The 17,597-nt window shown below is 37.7% G+C and carries 16 protein-coding genes and 1 tRNA gene; 10 read left to right on the forward strand and 7 right to left on the reverse strand.

The window, feature by feature from the left end:
• Positions 1 to 438 precede the first annotated feature (438 nt).
• Entirely contained in the window at positions 439 to 591 is a 153-nt protein-coding gene (locus EJ994_RS08455; protein ID WP_126592057.1) for an SsrA-binding protein, read from the forward strand.
• Here EJ994_RS08455 and EJ994_RS08460 read toward each other — a convergent pair.
• Entirely contained in the window at positions 588 to 1,100 is a 513-nt protein-coding gene (locus EJ994_RS08460; RefSeq protein ID WP_126592058.1) for an adenine phosphoribosyltransferase, read from the reverse strand. The genes EJ994_RS08455 and EJ994_RS08460 overlap by 4 nt on opposite strands.
• Positions 1,101 to 1,175: 75 nt before the next feature.
• Here EJ994_RS08460 and EJ994_RS08465 point away from each other — a divergent pair.
• From EJ994_RS08465 to EJ994_RS08480, 4 genes are all read left to right on the forward strand, one after another.
• Positions 1,176 to 1,249, forward strand: a tRNA-Arg gene (locus tag EJ994_RS08465).
• Positions 1,250 to 2,169: 920 nt separating this feature from the next.
• Positions 2,170 to 2,610 (forward strand): OB-fold protein, encoded by a 441-nt coding sequence (locus EJ994_RS08470; RefSeq protein ID WP_126592059.1) that lies wholly within the window; start codon positions 2,170 to 2,172, stop codon positions 2,608 to 2,610.
• Positions 2,591 to 3,142: a YceI family protein gene (locus tag EJ994_RS08475; protein WP_126592060.1), complete on the forward strand. Its 552-nt coding sequence runs from the start codon at positions 2,591 to 2,593 to the stop codon at positions 3,140 to 3,142. The genes EJ994_RS08470 and EJ994_RS08475 overlap by 20 nt, the downstream gene beginning before the upstream one ends.
• Positions 3,135 to 4,058 (forward strand): DUF5777 family beta-barrel protein, encoded by a 924-nt coding sequence (locus tag EJ994_RS08480; RefSeq protein ID WP_126592061.1) that lies wholly within the window; start codon positions 3,135 to 3,137, stop codon positions 4,056 to 4,058. The genes EJ994_RS08475 and EJ994_RS08480 overlap by 8 nt, the downstream gene beginning before the upstream one ends.
• Positions 4,059 to 4,079: 21 nt before the next feature.
• Here the strand turns inward: EJ994_RS08480 and EJ994_RS08485 are convergent, their stop codons facing one another.
• Positions 4,080 to 5,207: a LytTR family transcriptional regulator gene (locus tag EJ994_RS08485; RefSeq protein ID WP_126592062.1), complete on the reverse strand. Its 1,128-nt coding sequence runs from the start codon at positions 5,205 to 5,207 to the stop codon at positions 4,080 to 4,082.
• A gap of 286 nt (positions 5,208 to 5,493) precedes the next feature.
• Here EJ994_RS08485 and EJ994_RS08490 point away from each other — a divergent pair, with 286 nt between their 5' ends.
• From EJ994_RS08490 to EJ994_RS08510, 5 genes are all read left to right on the forward strand, one after another.
• Positions 5,494 to 7,830 (forward strand): spondin domain-containing protein, encoded by a 2,337-nt coding sequence (locus EJ994_RS08490; RefSeq protein WP_126592063.1) that lies wholly within the window; start codon positions 5,494 to 5,496, stop codon positions 7,828 to 7,830.
• Between the two features lie 278 nt (positions 7,831 to 8,108).
• Positions 8,109 to 8,330 (forward strand): hypothetical protein, encoded by a 222-nt coding sequence (locus EJ994_RS08495; protein ID WP_099572828.1) that lies wholly within the window; start codon positions 8,109 to 8,111, stop codon positions 8,328 to 8,330.
• Positions 8,331 to 8,801: 471 nt separating this feature from the next.
• Positions 8,802 to 9,359, forward strand: a complete 558-nt coding sequence (locus EJ994_RS08500; protein WP_126592064.1) for a YeeE/YedE family protein — start codon at positions 8,802 to 8,804, stop codon at positions 9,357 to 9,359.
• Position 9,360: 1 nt separating this feature from the next.
• The gene (locus EJ994_RS08505; RefSeq protein WP_126592065.1) at positions 9,361 to 9,774 is read left to right on the forward strand and encodes a DUF6691 family protein; all 414 of its coding nucleotides are present in this window, start codon (positions 9,361 to 9,363) and stop codon (positions 9,772 to 9,774) included.
• A 315-nt stretch (positions 9,775 to 10,089) separates the two neighbouring features.
• Complete coding sequence (locus tag EJ994_RS08510; protein WP_126592066.1) at positions 10,090 to 10,377, forward strand: hypothetical protein; 288 nt, start codon at positions 10,090 to 10,092, stop codon at positions 10,375 to 10,377.
• Positions 10,378 to 10,385: 8 nt separating this feature from the next.
• On the opposite strand, the gene EJ994_RS17600 is transcribed toward EJ994_RS08510, so the two are convergent.
• The 5 genes from EJ994_RS17600 to tpiA form a co-directional block, all read right to left on the reverse strand.
• A complete protein-coding gene (locus tag EJ994_RS17600) occupies positions 10,386 to 12,488 on the reverse strand; it encodes a family 16 glycosylhydrolase (RefSeq protein WP_241240883.1) in 2,103 nt (700 codons plus the stop codon).
• Positions 12,489 to 12,768: 280 nt separating this feature from the next.
• Entirely contained in the window at positions 12,769 to 15,570 is a 2,802-nt protein-coding gene (locus EJ994_RS08520; RefSeq protein ID WP_126592067.1) for a triple tyrosine motif-containing protein, read from the reverse strand.
• Between the two features lie 60 nt (positions 15,571 to 15,630).
• Complete coding sequence (locus EJ994_RS08525) at positions 15,631 to 15,906, reverse strand: ATP-dependent Clp protease adaptor ClpS (protein WP_099572822.1); 276 nt, start codon at positions 15,904 to 15,906, stop codon at positions 15,631 to 15,633.
• A gap of 21 nt (positions 15,907 to 15,927) precedes the next feature.
• Positions 15,928 to 16,764, reverse strand: a complete 837-nt coding sequence (prmA, locus tag EJ994_RS08530) for a 50S ribosomal protein L11 methyltransferase (RefSeq protein ID WP_126592068.1) — start codon at positions 16,762 to 16,764, stop codon at positions 15,928 to 15,930.
• 74 nt (positions 16,765 to 16,838) lie between these two features.
• Positions 16,839 to 17,588, reverse strand: coding sequence for a triose-phosphate isomerase (gene tpiA, locus EJ994_RS08535; protein WP_126592069.1), 750 nt, complete (start codon positions 17,586 to 17,588; stop codon positions 16,839 to 16,841).
• Positions 17,589 to 17,597: the final 9 nt, after the last annotated feature.

Consider the following 17,597-nt stretch of genomic DNA (forward strand, 5'->3'; position numbering starts at 1 on the left):
ATAGGGCCAAAATTAAAAGGAAAAGTCCCTTACAAATTAGAATACCCCATAAAACACGCCTACAATTATTGTCATATGAAATCAATTTAGTGGTTTATAATAAAAAAATGAAATCTTATCATAGAGGATATGATAATTATTATAACCATTCTAATTTATAAGCTTACATATATGTATCCAATTATATTGATTTAACATAAATTATTTGTGTCCGGACATGCTTCTCTCATATCTTATTTAAATAATCGATTGCAGTCAACTTTTGTATAACCTAAAACTATGATGTATGATAACGCTAATAAAGATTTTGGTTTACTTGTTGCTATCCCTATTAGTATTGAGCTTCTAGATTATTTTAATAGCTAAGCGCAAGTCAACATAAACAGAACGCGGCCCATGGCCGCATTATAATTTTGTATTTTTGAAAAAAACCAACTTTTGAAAAAAACGCTTTTTAAACTATTGGCCAAGTTGAACAAGACGGTACTTCCCTCCTTTGCAAAGCGGCAATTAGACCTTTCCAAAGCCTCCAAATTACAGATGGCGATAATAGGTTGGCGCTATTTCGTTACCACTAACGCCTTGGATTAGTATTTAAGTAACGACTGTATCGTATATTCTTGTAATTGTTCCCTACCATTAAGGAATTCTAATTCAATTAAAAAATTTAATCGAACCACTTCTCCCCCTAGCCTTTCCACAAGTTTACAGGCAGCTTTAGCGGTTCCTCCCGTGGCAATGACATCGTCATGAATAAGTACTTTATCTCCTTTTTTAATGGCATCAATATGTATTTCTAAAGTATCCGAGCCATATTCCAATGAAAAAGACTCGTTAATGGTATTAGAAGGCAACTTACCAGGTTTACGAACAGGCACGAAACCAGCCCCTAGTTTTTCTGCGAGCATAGGTCCAAAGATAAACCCTCTGCTCTCCATGCCTACCACGATATCAACAGATGTGCCCTTTAATAAATCTGAAAGTGCCGCAGACGTATAGGTAAGGGCTCTTTTATCTTTTAATAATGGAGTAATATCCTTAAAAACAATCCCTTTCTTTGGAAAATCAGGGACATCCCTTACATAGCTATCAATATTCATTTATTATGCTGTTCTTAATTTTGCGGTAAATGTAAAAAGAAATATATTTGCATCCCCTTATATAAAGGGTATATTGGCCTCGTGGCGCAACTGAATAGCGCATCTGATTACGGCTCAGAAGGTTACAGGTTTGAATCCTGTCGAGGTCACTTAAAGCGCAAGCCCTGTATTAAAATACAGGGTTTTGTTATTTTAGAAAGTGTCAAAAGCGAGAAGCTTTTGTAAACAACATAAAATTTCAAAACCGTATTGCCTGAGCAATGCAGGACTGCATTTTCAGAAAGGAGCACAAAGGATGTGAAACAATCCTGTCGAGGTCACTTAAAACAGAAAGTCCACTCCCCAAAGGAGTGGATTTTTCGTTTCAAGAAATGTTAAAAGCGTCAAGCTTATGTAAATGGATTGAAATGAAAAATCATATCGCCATTTTAGGCGATATGAACTTCCTATTCTCACATGTGAGTTCAAGGGAAAACCGAAGGTAATCCTGTCGAGGTCACGAACAAATAGTTCGATTAGAAAAAACGCCAAGCTTGCTTGAGAGTTTTTTTGTTTGAACTTTTTTCAAAGCAGAGCTTTGAGGGAAGGGCGCAGCCAATCCCAAAATGAAGTCTATGCATTCTTACTTAAATTGCATGTGATGCTTTCTTATTTTCAAAGCGTATCTATCAAGGATGCTCACGGCAAGGCTTGCTAGCGTATAAATAGCAAGAGCTCTACTTAAATTTGTTTGGGTTTATTATTTATTAAGACATCTAAAGGAAGTCGACATCGTAATCAGGATGAAGAATAAAAAAGTGGAACGTAAGTGATTCTCTCTTCCTGTTTTTCAATATTTTAAAAATTTAAGATTAAAATTAAATTACGGAACTAGAGATAGTGCCTACTATTTTATCTACTTAAAATTCACTTTTAAGGTCTATATTTCCTCTTCCACCCTATTCTTGCTGATATTTTACCCATACTATCATTACTTTGCATTGACGATGGGAAACATTGTTGCTATGAAAAAAGCGGGTAAGCAAATCCCATACAAGCTTGCCCGTTTTTTATAAATTTGATTTGAGATATGTATAAAAAAACCTTTATCTACAAAATTTTACTAGCAGCCATGCTAGTCTTTTGTATTTTGGGTTATTTAAAGTTTCAACAGCATACACCTCAAGATGTTTCAAAAATCACCGCTGTAAATAATTTTAATGCAGGTGACTTAATTGTTTTTTTTCAAAACGATGAACCAAAGGCGAACTCTATCTACGTCAATCAGGTCATATCGGTAACCGGAGTTATCAAGGAGATTTCCTTCATAAATGAGAGACATACCATTCTTTTAGAGAGCAAAGTTTTTAACGATAATTTCGTTATGTGCGATATGTCCTCTTCAACAACTAAAACTATCAACACCTTTACCACAGGAGATACTGTAACACTAAAAGGTATCTGCAAAGGGTATCTTTTAGACGTAATAATGTTAAATTGCATACCAATCAATGAAAAATCAAACAATTAATCTCGCGCTTTTCTTATTCCTACTACACGGGAGTATTTTTGGCCAAAGTGATAAGATTATTGCGCGTCAAGGAAAAGTTTCTTTCTTCTCTTATACTGCTGTCGAGAATATAGAGGCCACCAATAACCAAGTGATAAGCATCATAGACCGTGAAAGTGGTGAAATAGCAGTGCAAATGTTGATGCGTGCCTTTGTATTCAAAAAGGCTCTGATGGAAGAGCACTTTAACGAAAGTTACGTAGAGTCAGATACTTATCCTAAACTAACATTTTCAGGAACAACAGATGCTTTAAAAGGTGAAGAATTGAATGATGCCCCAATATTTATCAAAGGTATAATGGATTTTCATGGGGTTCAAAAACCTGTTGAAATAAAAACTATGGTCCAAACCAGTACCGACACTTTTGTTTTGGAAGGGGATTTCAATGTAAATATAGCCGATTTCGCAATTACTGTACCCCCCCTACTTGTTCCTAACATATCGAAAGAAATACAAGTAATGTTCAGGTTTGAATACGCACCTTATGAATAATAAACTATCACTCTTAACGACCCTAGCTCTTTTTCTATTTGGAATATTAGGAATAAAGGCGCAGGACTTACTGGATATTATCGAGAATGAAACTCCAGATATACCTATGTACACGCAAGCCACCTTTAAAGGTAATAGAGTGGTGTTAACACAGTCCGTAGAAACTAGAAAAAAAGGAACACTAGAATTTCTGCTAGGCACACGCTATTGGAACGTTCCCAACAATGATGACAGCCAAAGTTTTGGTGCTGATAGGTTTTCTGGATATTTTGGCATGCAATATTCATTTTCCGACCGTTTTACACTAGGAGCGGGCGTAGGTTCCGTAGATGGAAATTTCAATAGTTTTGCAAAATATAGATTAGTTAGACAGCGAGAAGATAAAAACGTTCCATTGGGGATTACCTTGGTACAAGGACTATCCTATTTTACTAGAGATTTTGGAACCTTCACACTACCCGAAAATTCTTCTGACCGATTATCTTATATAAGCCAAGTTATCATAGCTAGAAAATTTAATAAAAACCTTTCTCTACAATTTTCCCCGAGCTATATAAGAACGGGTACCAACCAACCTGTAAATGATAAGAATAATTTATTCCTTTTAGGGTTTGGAGGCCGGTATAAATTAAGTAATCATGTATCCTTAGCCGGTGAGTACGGGTATCTATTGGGACGCAATGAAGATGAAGAAGGGTATAATCTTTTTGGACTTGGTGTAAATTGGGAAGTAGGAGATTTAATTATGCACTTCTCGTTTACCAATAGTAAGAGCTTTGATGATATTGCTATATATAATTTTAATCCTAATAATTTTCATTTTAGACCCGGAGGCTTGCATATTGGTGTAAATGCGACTTATATTCTTCATTTGAACAAACGCAAACCTAAGAGCCTCAAGACTATGGAGGAATAAATTTTCAACGTGTCAATTATATTACAGGTTTAACCATTGCTTAAATTCGGCCGCTTTATTCTTTCCTATTATTATATCTATTTCCGAACTAGGGTCTACAACAATTTTTAATTGGTTATTACCGTAGCGTATAATTTTTTGAATGGCAGATATGGCTATAATAAACTGTCTGTTGGCCCTGTAGAAATAACTATCATTAAGACCGGAATATAACTCGTCTAAACTTGAATTTGTAGTAGATTTTTTTCCTTGAAAATCTACCACATAGGTAATCGTATGTTCTGTATAAATATAAGCGATCTCTTCGGTGGCAATAGAGCGTAGCTCATTTCTTAGATAGGTAAGAATTCTCATTTTACTCTTTTCCGTTACGGCATCTTCTATAATATTGGTCTCTTTGGCCTGCTCTTCTGTTTCTAGACTTTCCTGTACTTGGGTAATGTCTTGGTTTACCCTATTCTGGTAATCACTTAAATCACTGTTAAGTTTTGCTAGGTTAATTATCTCGGTTTCTAAAGTTTCATTCTTAATTTCTAATTTTTTTTCATAGAGACTACCTATTAACCTTACTGTAAAAACACTTGTGAGTACCATTACAAAACCCATGATTCCGAAAATCACATAAAATCTGTTCCTTACCGTCTTAATCTCATTGCTTATTTTACCAGTATTGGCATAAGCAGCAATTATCCAATCTGAATTTGGTACGGGATTAAGAACCAATACATCCGTTTGGTCAGGAGTGGCATTTAGAATTAGTTCATAGAAATTTTCTGCGCTTATTTCTTTATTCATCGTAAAACCAGAAGAAGCCTCTTGAGGGAGCATGGTGTCAACCAATGTTCTATCAGGATGAGAAATAATTTTGCCGGACCAATCCAGTATACTGATGAAGCTGTTATCATCATTTGTGTTTTGAATACTCCTCTGCGTATTTTGCTTAATCTCCTGCTTTGCTATTCCATTTGAAAATTGATCACCGATCAATGAGGCTACCTCCTTTGCTTCTCTCTTACTGGATACCAATTGGGTATTTAACATCTGCTCTGCACTGAGCGCAACATAATATTTTGCAGAGATACCTCCGATAATTACGAAGAGTATTGAAATTGCTAAAAATGTATATAAATAAAGTCTGTCTTTTCTCATTAAGCAGTCTTAGGCTTTAGGTTTTTTATGAGAACTGAATAGATTTCACCCCCCTATTAAGCTTTTGAATCATTTTTACGAATCCAAAGATAGTTTATTAGTCTATTATAACGATATGCTTCGTGAGACCTAGTAAACATTAAGCTCATAGGATTTGCCTCTAATTCCGTTTTAAGGCTGAAATTTCATCTTCACCAACATTTATAGTTATCAACGCTTCATTTCACGGTTAATTTGTCCCATCAAAATAATTGAAATTAAAATATAAAAATTAAAACAAATTATCATGAAACAGAACTTTATCAAATTAATGGCTTTATCACTTTTAGCAGTAGGTTGCTCGGAAGACGACACTGTTGTAGATATTCCAGAAACCAATGGTCCAGAGGTTACCGGCCAAGCTTCCTTTGTAATAAATGAAGTAGCTTACCAGGGTAACAAAATTGAGATTTTAAACAATGGTAATGCTACGGCAGATTTAGGAAGTCATTATATATGTCTAGGACCTGGAGCTTATGCACAAATAGCTAACCTAGAAGTAGAAGGTAGTTTAAATCTTGCTCCCGGAGCCTTTGCAACCCTTACTTACGATTTACCAGCCCAGAGCGGTGGTTTAGGTCTTTATTCAGCAGACCAGTTCACCAATGCTAACGCCATGGTAGATTTCGTACAATGGGGAGCTGCAGGAAATGCGCGTGAAAACGTTGCCGTAGAAGCAGGATTATGGACTGCCGGTGACTTTGTCCCTGTTTTAGGGGATGCTAACAATACTATTATATATGACGGTGATGGAAATGGAGTTGCCAATTGGTCAGAAACCAGCACCGTTACCTTTGGTGCAGAAAACGTTCTTACCATGCCTGAGCAAATGAAACAATCTATTGTTTTGAACGAGGTACAGTACGGTAACCTTAACTACGTTGAAATCTTTAATAACGGTGATGTTGCTCTTGATCTTAGTGGATACTGGTTATGTTTAGGTCCAGGTGGTTATGCACAGATTGGGAACTTAACACCTAAAACCGGTACTATAGAACTACAGGCAGGAGAATTCCTTGTATTACCTTTTGAAATGCCAGATACCCAAGGTGGATTAGGACTTTACTCTACTAATTCATTTACAAGTTCGGATGCCATAGTAGATTTCGTACAATGGGGAGCTGCCGGAAGCGCACGTGAAAATGTTGCAGCCGATGCCGGTATATGGAATACTGGTGATTTTGTGCCAACAGTTGGTTTATCAGCGAGTATAGAATATGATGGTGAAGGCGATGCTGCTTCAGATTGGTCAGCAGAAGCTATACCTTCATTGGGGGAGGCTAATGACGCTGCCGCAAAGACAACGGTATTTAATGTTAAAATCAGCAACGTTACCAATTATCTTAATGTACATACATTTACTACTCCCGTTGGGGCATCTGCTCCAGGTCCTTTGACTACAGAAGGTGGTCAGTATCAAATAGAGTTTCAAGCGGTGCCTGGAACAAAATTCACTCCGGTAACAATGATGGGCAATAGTAATGATTGGTTCTTGGCCCCTGAGGATTTCAACGGAATAGATTTATGGCAAAATGGCAGTGCGCTTAATGGAGTAGATATTGCTGATCAATTGATACTTTTTGACCTTGGTACAGAAGCGGATAACGACTCTGCCACATTCCCGCCAGCAGGTGCCAATGTAGGACCAGCAGATGCTAATCCTTTGACTAGGGTTGTTGACAGAAATGGAAACAGAGGTGATTTCTATATAACTGCAATATTGGATTATACACCAGGTGATGGTAGTGCAGCAGGTACATTTACGCTAACGATTACCAAAAAAGCCACCAATTTTGTGGTTACTCCAGGGATCGTAGTTCTGCACGCACTGGCAAATCCTTTGTTCACTTTAGGTGAAGAGGACAGAGGAGTTGGTCTAGAAGCAATTGCAGAAGATGGCAATCCAATGCCTTTGTACAACTGGTTCAAGGAAACAGGTTCTCAAGGAGCTCCTCTACGTTTGGCATCTTCTTTAAGTGTTTTCTCCCCAGGTTTGGTTTATGCCTTTAACGGAGAAAAAGACCCATTGGTTTTGCAAGGCGAAAGTAATAATCCAGCAAACGGCTTAGAGGAACTTGCAGAGGATGGGAACAACGCTATAGCCATTTCTTACCTAGAAAGCCTGGGGCTACCAGTAGCAGCCAGTGAAGAAACCACGCCTGTTGGTCCAGGAGAAGATTTAACTTTTACGTTGGAAGTTCCCCAAGGACAGAACTTTAAATTTGGGTTTTCTACAATGTTCGTAGCAACGAACGACTGGTTTGTCTCGTACAATAATGCAGGATACCCTTTATTTGACGTAAATGGAAACCCTGTCTCAGGATTCGGAGCCAGTGAAAAATCATATTTATATGATGCAGGCACAGAAATTGATGAAGCTGTTGGTTTTGGAATTTACCAAGCTCCAAGACAATCTGCTGCGAATGAAGGCCCGACAGATGCAAACACGACTATTAGAAGAGTTAACGAACTTAACGATGTGCAGTTTGGAAAAGGAACTATTTCTAGCGGACCAGGTGTAGTTTGGTTGCAGGACCCAAGAGGTGGTTATAACATTGTAAGAGTGGAAATACAAGCTCAATAAATAGACAATCTAGTGTGATGGTTAGGTTAGGATGGAGAAAGTCGAAAGTTAATTCTTTCGGCTTTTTCTTTGTTATCCTTTATGGTTTTCAGCGTACTTATCAATAATGATGTCCTTTAAAGTCGTAAATTTTCTTTCAAAGGCCCATTAGCTCAAATTTTACCGCTTTTTTAGTTAAATTATTCATAAATGGATGAATCTAATTGCACTATAGTTAGATACAATTGCCAAAGAGTTGCGTAATTTGAATTTTATATTAACTTTGAAAAAAAACATCAATGGAGTTATTGGATAAAGCTGAGGAATTTATTAAGCGGAAGATGAGCAACATGTCCACTAGTGATAGAGTGGAAGCATCTAGAGAAGCTAAGGCATTAATATTAAGTATTAACGAGATATACAAGGAAACGAAGGATTCTAACCTTATGGACGTAATGAAACGTGTTACGGAAAAAAAGAAGAAAATTGAAAAACGTCTAAATGGCGTTCCATTAGTTTAAATTCATTTAGACTTTTACACGAATTATAATACCCTTTTTTGTATTATGCCGTAAATTTCAATTTACACGTAATCTATAAAACAAGACCTCTTATCCTGTAAGAGGTCTTTCCATTTGACCAAGATTTTAAACCTGTTATCGACCTTTCCTCTATATCCTTACCAATTACCCCTTATAGCATCCTTTTATCCCTTTTTTTATGACAAACTATTATTTCAGTTGATCTTTAACTTTCAATGGTTATGAAATCAACAGGTAATAATTATGTCAACCAGAACTATATACCAGAAGATTAACAAGTTTATTGGCTTTGTATTAGAGCACTTTCTATCTTTCTTTGTGTTCTTTTGTTTTGCTATGGCGTTTATTATCATGTATCTATATGTCATGTAGGCCGGTATATCCAACCTCCTTACATTTTGTTGTTTCAAAAAGTTTAATGACCTTTCCGGAATATTAAATTAATATTCTATGGAATATCTGCTGCAACCATGGCCTTGGTTTGTCTCTGGGCCTCTTATCGCCATCATATTACTAACTTTGGTTTATTTTGGTAAGACTTTTGGTATGTCTTCCAATCTCAGGACACTTTGCACCTTATCAGGAGCTGGGAAATACGCCACCTTTTTTCAGTTTGATTGGAAAGCGCAGCGATGGAATCTAGTTATGGTACTTGGAGCTATCGTTGGCGGATTTATAGCAACACAATTTCTATCTGATGGCACCCCAATTCAATTGAGTGAAGAAACCATTACCGACTTGGCTGAAATGAATTTTAATGCAGCCGGACATACATTATTACCTAATGAAATATATGGATGGAACGCCGTTTTAACCTTTAAAGGTATGTGTATATTAATTATTGCGGGGTTCTTGGTAGGTTTTGGAACTAGATACGCCGGGGGTTGTACTTCCGGTCATGCCATTACGGGATTAAGTAATCTTCAGCTCCCCTCCTTGATAGCGGTAATAGGCTTTTTCATCGGAGGTTTGATCATGACACATTTTATTCTCCCTTTATTATTTTAATATGAAATTTTTAAAATTCCTTTTGGTCGGTATATTCTTCGGGATTGTTCTTGTGAAATCTGAAGCTGTTTCTTGGTACCGTATTTTTGAAATGTTCAAATTTCAATCCTTTCACATGTATGGCATCATAGGTTCGGCAGTAACACTCGGAATCATTGGGCTTTTCTTTATAAAGCGATTCAAGGTAAAAAGTATTGAAGGCAACCCTATAGCCCTAGCTCCAAAAAACAAGAGCATAGCACGTTATATTCTAGGGGGTACAATTTTTGGTTTAGGTTGGGCATTGGCAGGAGCTTGTCCTGGACCAATGTACATCCTAATAGGTGCTGGCGTATTTCCTATTCTCATAGTTATTGCGGCAGCGATGTTGGGAACCTTTGCTTACGGACTAGTAAGAGAAAAATTACCACACTAAAGAGAACTATGCGACCATAAGTTATTTTGACTTTCACCAAATTAATGCGTCAACTATCGTTTTAAAATAATAAAAGTACTAGTTTTTATAGGGGTTCGTATCCTCCCATTTCGGACGAACGAACATCTCGACTCAACGAATGGCCATGCTAAAGATAATTTGACTTTAACTGCCCATACTCTTAACCACAACTACAGATATTGTTGTGCAATGAAATCATGCTTTTCTTTCCTCTAGTTGCACCCTATTTCATTGGCACTATCTTCAATAATGCTATAATTGCGCATTAAGTATCTAGTTATAAGGGTACTTAGAATGGCTACTCCGGAGAAAGCCAATCTTAACCCATCGACTACCCCTTCTGGCACTTACAACGCCAGAATTTACCATAAAGCACTAGTTAGCCTAAAAATAACTTCCACCTTACATCTGGGAGTATTAGATTTTTCTAAAATTGATAACATCTACGTGTTATATATCATTACCGTAAATAGACTCTTAATACCGAAGGAGAAAAAAGGTAAGACAGATATAGGTATTTACGGTTTACCTAAAATAAAAAAGGCCAGTAACGAATACTGGCCCTCAAATCTGCAATATTAACAAATATACTACTGGTACATTCTTATATAATCTATTTCCATGCTAGATTCTGTGAAGGCAGGATCAACGGTACCGCCAAAATTTCCTCCCATGGCAACGTTCAGAATAAAGAAGAAATCTTTATTGAACGGTAAGGTGCCGTCATTGCTCACGGTATGGTAAACTATACCATCCACGGCAAATTTAATTTCTGTTTCCGTCCATTCCATTTCGTACAGATGGAAATCCTCGGATGCACCCTCAACCAATGTAGAACCTGTTCTAGCATTACCACCAAAGTTATTTGGATCATGTGTGGAGGCAAATACAATGTCTTGTTGATTGCCTACGTGCTCCATAATATCCATTTCACCCGCTGCTGGCCAAGGGTTTGTCAGGTAATCTCCTCCTAACATCCAAATGGCAGGCCAAGTACCGCCTCCAGTGGGTAGTTTGGCTCTAGCGGCCACCCTTCCGTACGTAAACTCCTGTAATCCTTCCGTTTTTATTCTAGCAGAGGAGAATCCGGCACCAGCCGTTCCTGGGTTACCAAAATCAAAGAATATTACAACTCTATCATAATTAAAAGCTCCGGCACCACTAAAATCAAAAGTTAACTCTTCCCATGCACCTGCAACGGTCGTCATAGCATCAACTTCTGCAAAGTTATCTCCATTGGAAGAATCCTCCAATTTTATCCTCACAACGGCATTAGCTATCGGGGACCACGTTTTAAGTCTTATTTCAGGATTAGCGGGGATATCTATTGCCGTAGTGACATCGAAGAATGATGCGGCAAAAGTTTCGGAACCCTGCGGTTTTGTAGTCTGTGCCACCGTGGCCGACGTATTCAAACCACTTGCGTCAGGATTGGCTATTACAGCGGAGAAAGCACCTCCAAAATCAGTAAAAGCGGGCGCAGCACCTTCAAAATCTTGGATTACACTTTGGCTAGCACCTCCCGCATTAAATAACTGTAAGTCATCAAAATAATAAATACCCTGCCCATTAGAAGCCTCAGTGCGCGCAGTAATCTTTAGATTACCTCCTTCAACAATAACATTTGAAGCATCGTCCGTGTAGGATTGTAACTCACCATTTCCCCATCCGTTATCACCATTACCAAGGTCATAGGTCCAATTTGCAGGATCTGGAGCACCGTCAGCATCAAACTCGTCCGACCATACCAGATTAGAGAAAACCGATACTAATGGCTCACCACCACTAGTGTCTCCTTCGGGAACAAAAGTACTGTACCAGGCTAGTGGATCGTCACCATTAAACGGTTGACTTATTCCCCTTACGGTTAATTTATTTTCTGTAAGTTCCGTAATTTGATATTCTCCGGAAATTACCGCCCAATAACTAAGGAAGCTATCCCCTACACTAAGAGTGCGTGTACCATCAACATTATCTGTAACGTTAAACTCACTTTGAAAGCTAGCCTGCGCACTTATATCCCTACATTCATCTACAAATTGTTCTGGACTTGCCTCAGGGAAGAATCGGTTTACCTCTGTCCAGTTTACAAAAACTTGGCCGTCCGCTCCTGGGTCAAGGGTATAGGTCAAAGTACCATTGTCATCAAAGCTGAAAACTAGAACGTCGTCATATAAACAAGGGTTCAATGAGTTTGGTGTAGCACTAAAAAACTCGGGAAAATCACCTGTTGTTGGACCAACCCCGAAATGCCCACCAGTCGTTTGAGCCCAAACCCATCTCTTAGAACCAGCACCTGCTAAGTTTTGAAGTACCTCAGGATCTATCTGGGGACTTACTTCGAGATTAACGGTAACAGTAGAACTAATTTTACCACCACCAATACTGTATGCAGTAACCGTGATATCGTAGCTAGATTGCCCTGTCATAGTGTACTTGTAAGTAGCGGTCTCGCCTCTACCTACGACGACATTAGCAGCATCTGGCTCAAAACTTACGATAAACGTAACCGCATTGTCCGCACTTGGTGTAATTTCCACTACACCTGATCCGTTTGTTGAGACGTTAGTATCTACTACCAAGTTTTCTGGAATTATACCCTGCAACATAATATCGTCATCGTTCTTACAAGAAACGACAACCGCAATTATGCTCAACATACTAAAGATAAAAGTTGCAAAATTCTTTTTCATTTGAAATTGATTTTAGTTTAGTTTTTATTTCACATTAAGCAGAACCTACGAAGAAGGCTTCCTAATATCATGATGCAAATTAGAAAAGTAAATAGAAGAATTCGCAAAAACTACCACTACAAAAAACATACAATTCAAAAAAAATGAACTAAAAATACCATATAAGCAATTTCACAAGTAAAAACGTGTCGTTGACAAGAATACAAAAAGCTAATGGTTTACCTCAAAATAGAACATTGTATGGGTAATGTTGTGGTTATTTTCAATCTTGTTGTAGTGTTTATAACTCCATAATATATTTGGTAAGACTACTTTCATGAGATAAATCCAATTTCTTACGCAATCGATAGCGTTTTACCTCAACGCTACGAACAGAAATATTTAGTAAGGGTGCTATTTCTTTAGAGGTCAAATTTAATCTTAGGTAGGCGCAAAGCTTTAAATCATTTGGCGAAAGCGCTGGATGGATATTTCTTATCTTTTTTAAAAACTCCTTATCCGCATTATTAAACGCTTTTTCAAAAAATTTCCAATCGTCTTCATTCGTTATGCTTTTGTCAATAGTCCTAATTACACTCTTAATTTCCGCAGTACTTTCAATCTTGGTGAGCTCGTGTTTTATGGCGTTCAAAAATTCATTCTTCTTAATCATACTCATTGTGGCTACGGCCAGTTCACGATTCTTAGCTTCAATCTCACTCTTTAATTTATCGTTCCTTACTTCAATCAGTTCTTTCTCGGCCTTGAGTTTTTTCCGCTTCGATTTCTTTTTCTCAATATTCAGAATTCTTTTTTGTTTTTTGGAGTAGTACGATTTATATAATCTGTGTACGCCAAAAAGAACAACCATTAAACCGATGAAATATAGGATTATTGCCAATCTAGACCAATACCAAGGTCGCTCTATCTGAAACGTATACGACGCCATATTTTCTGAAATAGAATTACCCACTTTAGCCCTTACTTGAAATTCGTAAGTACCATACGCTAAGTTGTTGAACGACATCTCCGGTAAGTTGCCCCATGGACTCCATTCATCATACAACCCAAGTAGACGATATTGATAAAATACCTCACTGAACTTATCATACTGCGGTACTGCATAATAAAAAGAAACAGAATTTTGATTATGTGGCAATAGCTGCGTTGAGGATAGGGACATTCTGGAGGTCTCCTCTATTCCTAACCGATTACTGACTTGGTTGATTTTTATACGATGCACAGATTCTTTCACTTTGGCTACATCTAACTCTACATAACCATTAGAAATGCCAATTAGATATTTTTCATCTTTGATTCCAGTAAGATTTTCAAAACCCAAGACCCCCAAACTTTTACGAAAAAAAGTTGGGATTGGTATGGTCTGCGCTTTCAAGGTGCTGTTGAAGGCACTTGGAACAATATAGGTGAGTCCTTTTTTAGTAAAGCACCAAAACCTATTGGCTTTTTTATCCGGTATCAGAGCACTTGTTACACCACCTTCCTCAGTGAACAACATTCTGATAAGGGTCGTATCTGGCTTGAAGACCAAACTATCTTCCTCTTTTCTAAAAGCTGCATCCAAAGATGCATAAATAAGTTTATTCTGATATTCCAAAATACTAGAACCATGTCCCATTATTGGATGTGTTTCAGAATGAAGTACTTTGCGAAAAGTGGAATCGACAGTAAGTTCGTATAACCCCTTGTATTCATGATTGACCAGTATTTTCCCGTCATCTAGAATTTCAAAAAATCTACTTGAAATATCGAATCCGGAAATCTTACTACCAAAAATCCAATTCCCATTTTCCTTTTTTAGGGTAGATAACCCATCGTAATTTCCCTGAAGAATTACCTCGGCACTTTCATTGATAGCTTTCATATCCCATGTACCTGGTAGTTTGGAAATTAAACGTGCGTTTTCATTCTCAATAAGAAAGGTACCTTTGTTGTGACCACAAAAAAGAATATTATCAATAGCCCTCAAACTCCAAACTTGGCCATCGGTACCGGCTATCATTTTAAAGTCGTCCTCGGTGTTTTCTGGCTTAACAAAAAGTCCTTGATTGGTACCTAAATAAAGGTTATTGTCAAATGATTTTGATGTATATACTAGACCCAAACGACCAAGATTATCCACATATTCATTGAAAGGTGAATTAAGATTTATTATGCTTAAACCATTATCAAGACCTAACCAGAGATTATCATCCACATCTTGAAAAACCGCTAAGACCGTATTGTTGTTAAGACCTTTACGCTGGTTTATTCTTCTAATAAGTTGCCCCGTACTACTGATTTGAAAAATTCCCTTGGAAATTGTTCCTAGAACAAGAGAACCGTCCTTGAGTTGTGCCGTACAATATACATTTAGCCCTTTTAAATCGTTCGTTGCAGAAATACTGGATACCACACTCTCTTTTTCACTTACATGAAGTATCTGCGCATCATCTAGAACCAAGGTGAGATAATCGTCTGTTTTATAAATACCCACTACACCTCTACCTTTAATGGTAGAATCATCAACAACCAATATAGGTTTACCGTTCCGAATCCTATAAATACCTTCATTTTGATTTTGAAAGTATACCGTACCTTCTACTTTAAAAATATGAGCCTTGTTAGATTCAGCTTCTAATATTTCAAATTCCTTGGTTTGAATATTATAGCTATAAATTCTATCCAATGATTGAAACAACACCCAGTCTTCTACCGTTACGATATTCCAAAACTCCTCATCCTCGAGCATAGGTTCTTTAAGCTGCTTGGATATGGAGGTATAATTCAAATTCCCAAAGTCGTCTCTTTCCCAAAATCCAAATTCTAAATATTGACCTGTAAACAGCAAGGACCCCTTGGCATCTATAGACCGAAAAACCGACGCGTTAGGTGATTTATAAATATTCCAGCGTACACCATCGTACTCCAATAAATTATGGTTGTTAGCTACATATATGTGACCATCCTCTCCTTGGGTAATACCCCAATTTTGATTCTCTCCGTTATAATCCAGGGGTGTAAAGTTCTGTATAGGAGGGAGTGCTTGCGAATAGACGCAATTACAGCAAAAAATAAATACTACAAGGAATAACGAACGCAAAACTTAGCTATACTATGAGTTTAGCTAAATATAAGCAACAATGAAACTCTAATCTAATTTTTAGACTAATTCTGCACTCAGACCGGCCTGTAACAAGCGAGAACATCGTGGCTCCAAGTCATTGTACTCCCCTGTTTTGACAGTGCACTTGCCTTTATAATGAACAATCAAAGAGCATTGCTCTGCCTGTTCCGGTGTATGTTCACAGACTGACATCAAGGTCTCGATGACGTGGTCAAAAGTATTGACATCGTCATTGAAGAGAACAATTTCATTCTGCCTTACGGTCTCTTCCTCTACAAGTAGCTCTTCGGAAATTTTTTCTTTAGTGCTCATCACAATTCTTTTTCTTATACCCTAAAATACATATTTTGCTGCAACCCATTTATTTTTTTCGAAGTTTTTTTCAAATTGCAAACCTTGTTCCGAACACTTTTTATTGACCAAATCCAAATCCTCCAAATAAAACCCGCTCAGCAAGAGTATGCCTTCTTGTTTAAGGCATCTTACATATTTAGGTATATCTTCTAGTAAAATGTTTCTGTTGATGTTCGCAATTATCAAGTCGTACTCCTGATTTTTTAACAGACTGGCATCACCTTCATATACCGCTATAAAACTAACCTTGTTGCGCTTTACATTTTCCATTGCGTTCAAATAACACCAATTATCAATATCTATGGCATCAACGACCGTTGCACCTTTTAAAGCGGATAGTATCGCCAAAACACCTGTTCCACTCCCCATGTCCAGTACTGCCCTACTTACCAGGTCTAATTCTAGAAGATGCTGAACCATCATATGGGTGGTTTCATGGTGTCCCGTACCAAAACTCATTTTAGGTTCAATTACGATATCGTAAGTGGCACTGGATTTTTCATGAAATGGAGCTCTAATCATACAGTCACCCTCCACTAAAATGGGTTCAAAATTCTGCTCCCAGGTGGCGTTCCAATTCTCCTGTTCAATTTCTTGAATCGCATGTGTTATTTTAAAATTGGGGTTATCTAGGATAGTGACATCATCAAGAATATCCGCAGACCATTCTTGTTTTTGAATGTAAGCAAGAACACCTGTTTCATTCTCCACAAAACTTTCAAATCCTACTTCACCAAGCTCAGCGACTAAAATATCGGACGCGGGTTGCAAGGGTGCTATTCGAAATTTATACTCTATATAGACAGAATTCTCCATTTTTATTACATTGAAAAGGGTATGAAAACATACCCTTAAACCTCCTAAAGGAACAACTACTGAATTTGTACTTTTTAAATAGCTTTGATGATTGCGACAAAATCATCCGCAACCAAAGACGCACCGCCAATAAGACCTCCGTCTACATCTGGCTTAGAAAAAATTTCCTCAGCGTTTCCTGGCTTTACACTACCGCCATAGAGTATAGACACTTTATCGGCTACACCGGTATCAAAGGCCTCTCCTATGGTTTTACGGATAAATGCATGCATTTCCTGAGCTTGTTGCGGAGACGCCGTTTCTCCTGTTCCGATGGCCCAAACCGGCTCGTAAGCTAAAATAATTTTACTCCATGCCGAAGTCTCTAAAGAGAATAATGCGTTCTTCAATTGACTTTCTACCACAGCAAAGTGATTTCCGGACTTGCGATCTTCCAACTCTTCTCCAAAACAGAACATTACTCTGATACCTTTCTCTAGAGCAGTAGTCACTTTCTTAGCTAAAATTTCGTCAGTTTCACCAAAATAAGCTCTTCTTTCCGAGTGACCTATTATGGCTGTATTGATACCGACATTTAAAAGCATATCCGCAGAAATTTCTCCAGTATAGGCCCCGCTTTCCGCAAAATGCATATTCTGTGCAATGACCTCAATTTTTGATGATTCCAGATTGCGTACTGCAGCGGTCAGGTTGATATAGGTAGGCGCAACCATTACCTCAGCGACGGTATCTGGTAATTTGGCGGCCAAGGCAGATAAAAGGGCTTCCGTCTCGTCCAAATTCTTATTCATTTTCCAATTTCCAGCTACAATTTTACTTCTCATTTTTATTAT

Origin of the sequence: Maribacter sp. MJ134, from assembly GCF_003970695.1 — a bacterium.
Classification (GTDB): Bacteria; Bacteroidota; Bacteroidia; order Flavobacteriales; family Flavobacteriaceae; genus Maribacter.

Coding starts and splice junctions, on each gene's coding strand:
- EJ994_RS08460 (WP_126592058.1), bottom strand. CDS start 1,100: ATGAATATTGATAGCTATGTAAGGGATGTCCCTGATTTTCCAAAGAAA.
- EJ994_RS08470 (WP_126592059.1), top strand. CDS start 2,170: ATGTATAAAAAAACCTTTATCTACAAAATTTTACTAGCAGCCATGCTA.
- EJ994_RS08475 (WP_126592060.1), top strand. CDS start 2,591: ATGAAAAATCAAACAATTAATCTCGCGCTTTTCTTATTCCTACTACAC.
- EJ994_RS08480 (WP_126592061.1), top strand. CDS start 3,135: ATGAATAATAAACTATCACTCTTAACGACCCTAGCTCTTTTTCTATTT.
- EJ994_RS08485 (WP_126592062.1), bottom strand. CDS start 5,207: ATGAGAAAAGACAGACTTTATTTATATACATTTTTAGCAATTTCAATA.
- EJ994_RS08490 (WP_126592063.1), top strand. CDS start 5,494: ATGAAACAGAACTTTATCAAATTAATGGCTTTATCACTTTTAGCAGTA.
- EJ994_RS08495 (WP_099572828.1), top strand. CDS start 8,109: ATGGAGTTATTGGATAAAGCTGAGGAATTTATTAAGCGGAAGATGAGC.
- EJ994_RS08500 (WP_126592064.1), top strand. CDS start 8,802: ATGGAATATCTGCTGCAACCATGGCCTTGGTTTGTCTCTGGGCCTCTT.
- EJ994_RS08505 (WP_126592065.1), top strand. CDS start 9,361: ATGAAATTTTTAAAATTCCTTTTGGTCGGTATATTCTTCGGGATTGTT.
- EJ994_RS08510 (WP_126592066.1), top strand. CDS start 10,090: ATGGCTACTCCGGAGAAAGCCAATCTTAACCCATCGACTACCCCTTCT.
- EJ994_RS17600 (WP_241240883.1), bottom strand. CDS start 12,488: ATGAAAAAGAATTTTGCAACTTTTATCTTTAGTATGTTGAGCATAATT.
- EJ994_RS08525 (WP_099572822.1), bottom strand. CDS start 15,906: ATGAGCACTAAAGAAAAAATTTCCGAAGAGCTACTTGTAGAGGAAGAG.
- prmA (WP_126592068.1), bottom strand. CDS start 16,764: ATGGAGAATTCTGTCTATATAGAGTATAAATTTCGAATAGCACCCTTG.
- tpiA (WP_126592069.1), bottom strand. CDS start 17,588: ATGAGAAGTAAAATTGTAGCTGGAAATTGGAAAATGAATAAGAATTTG.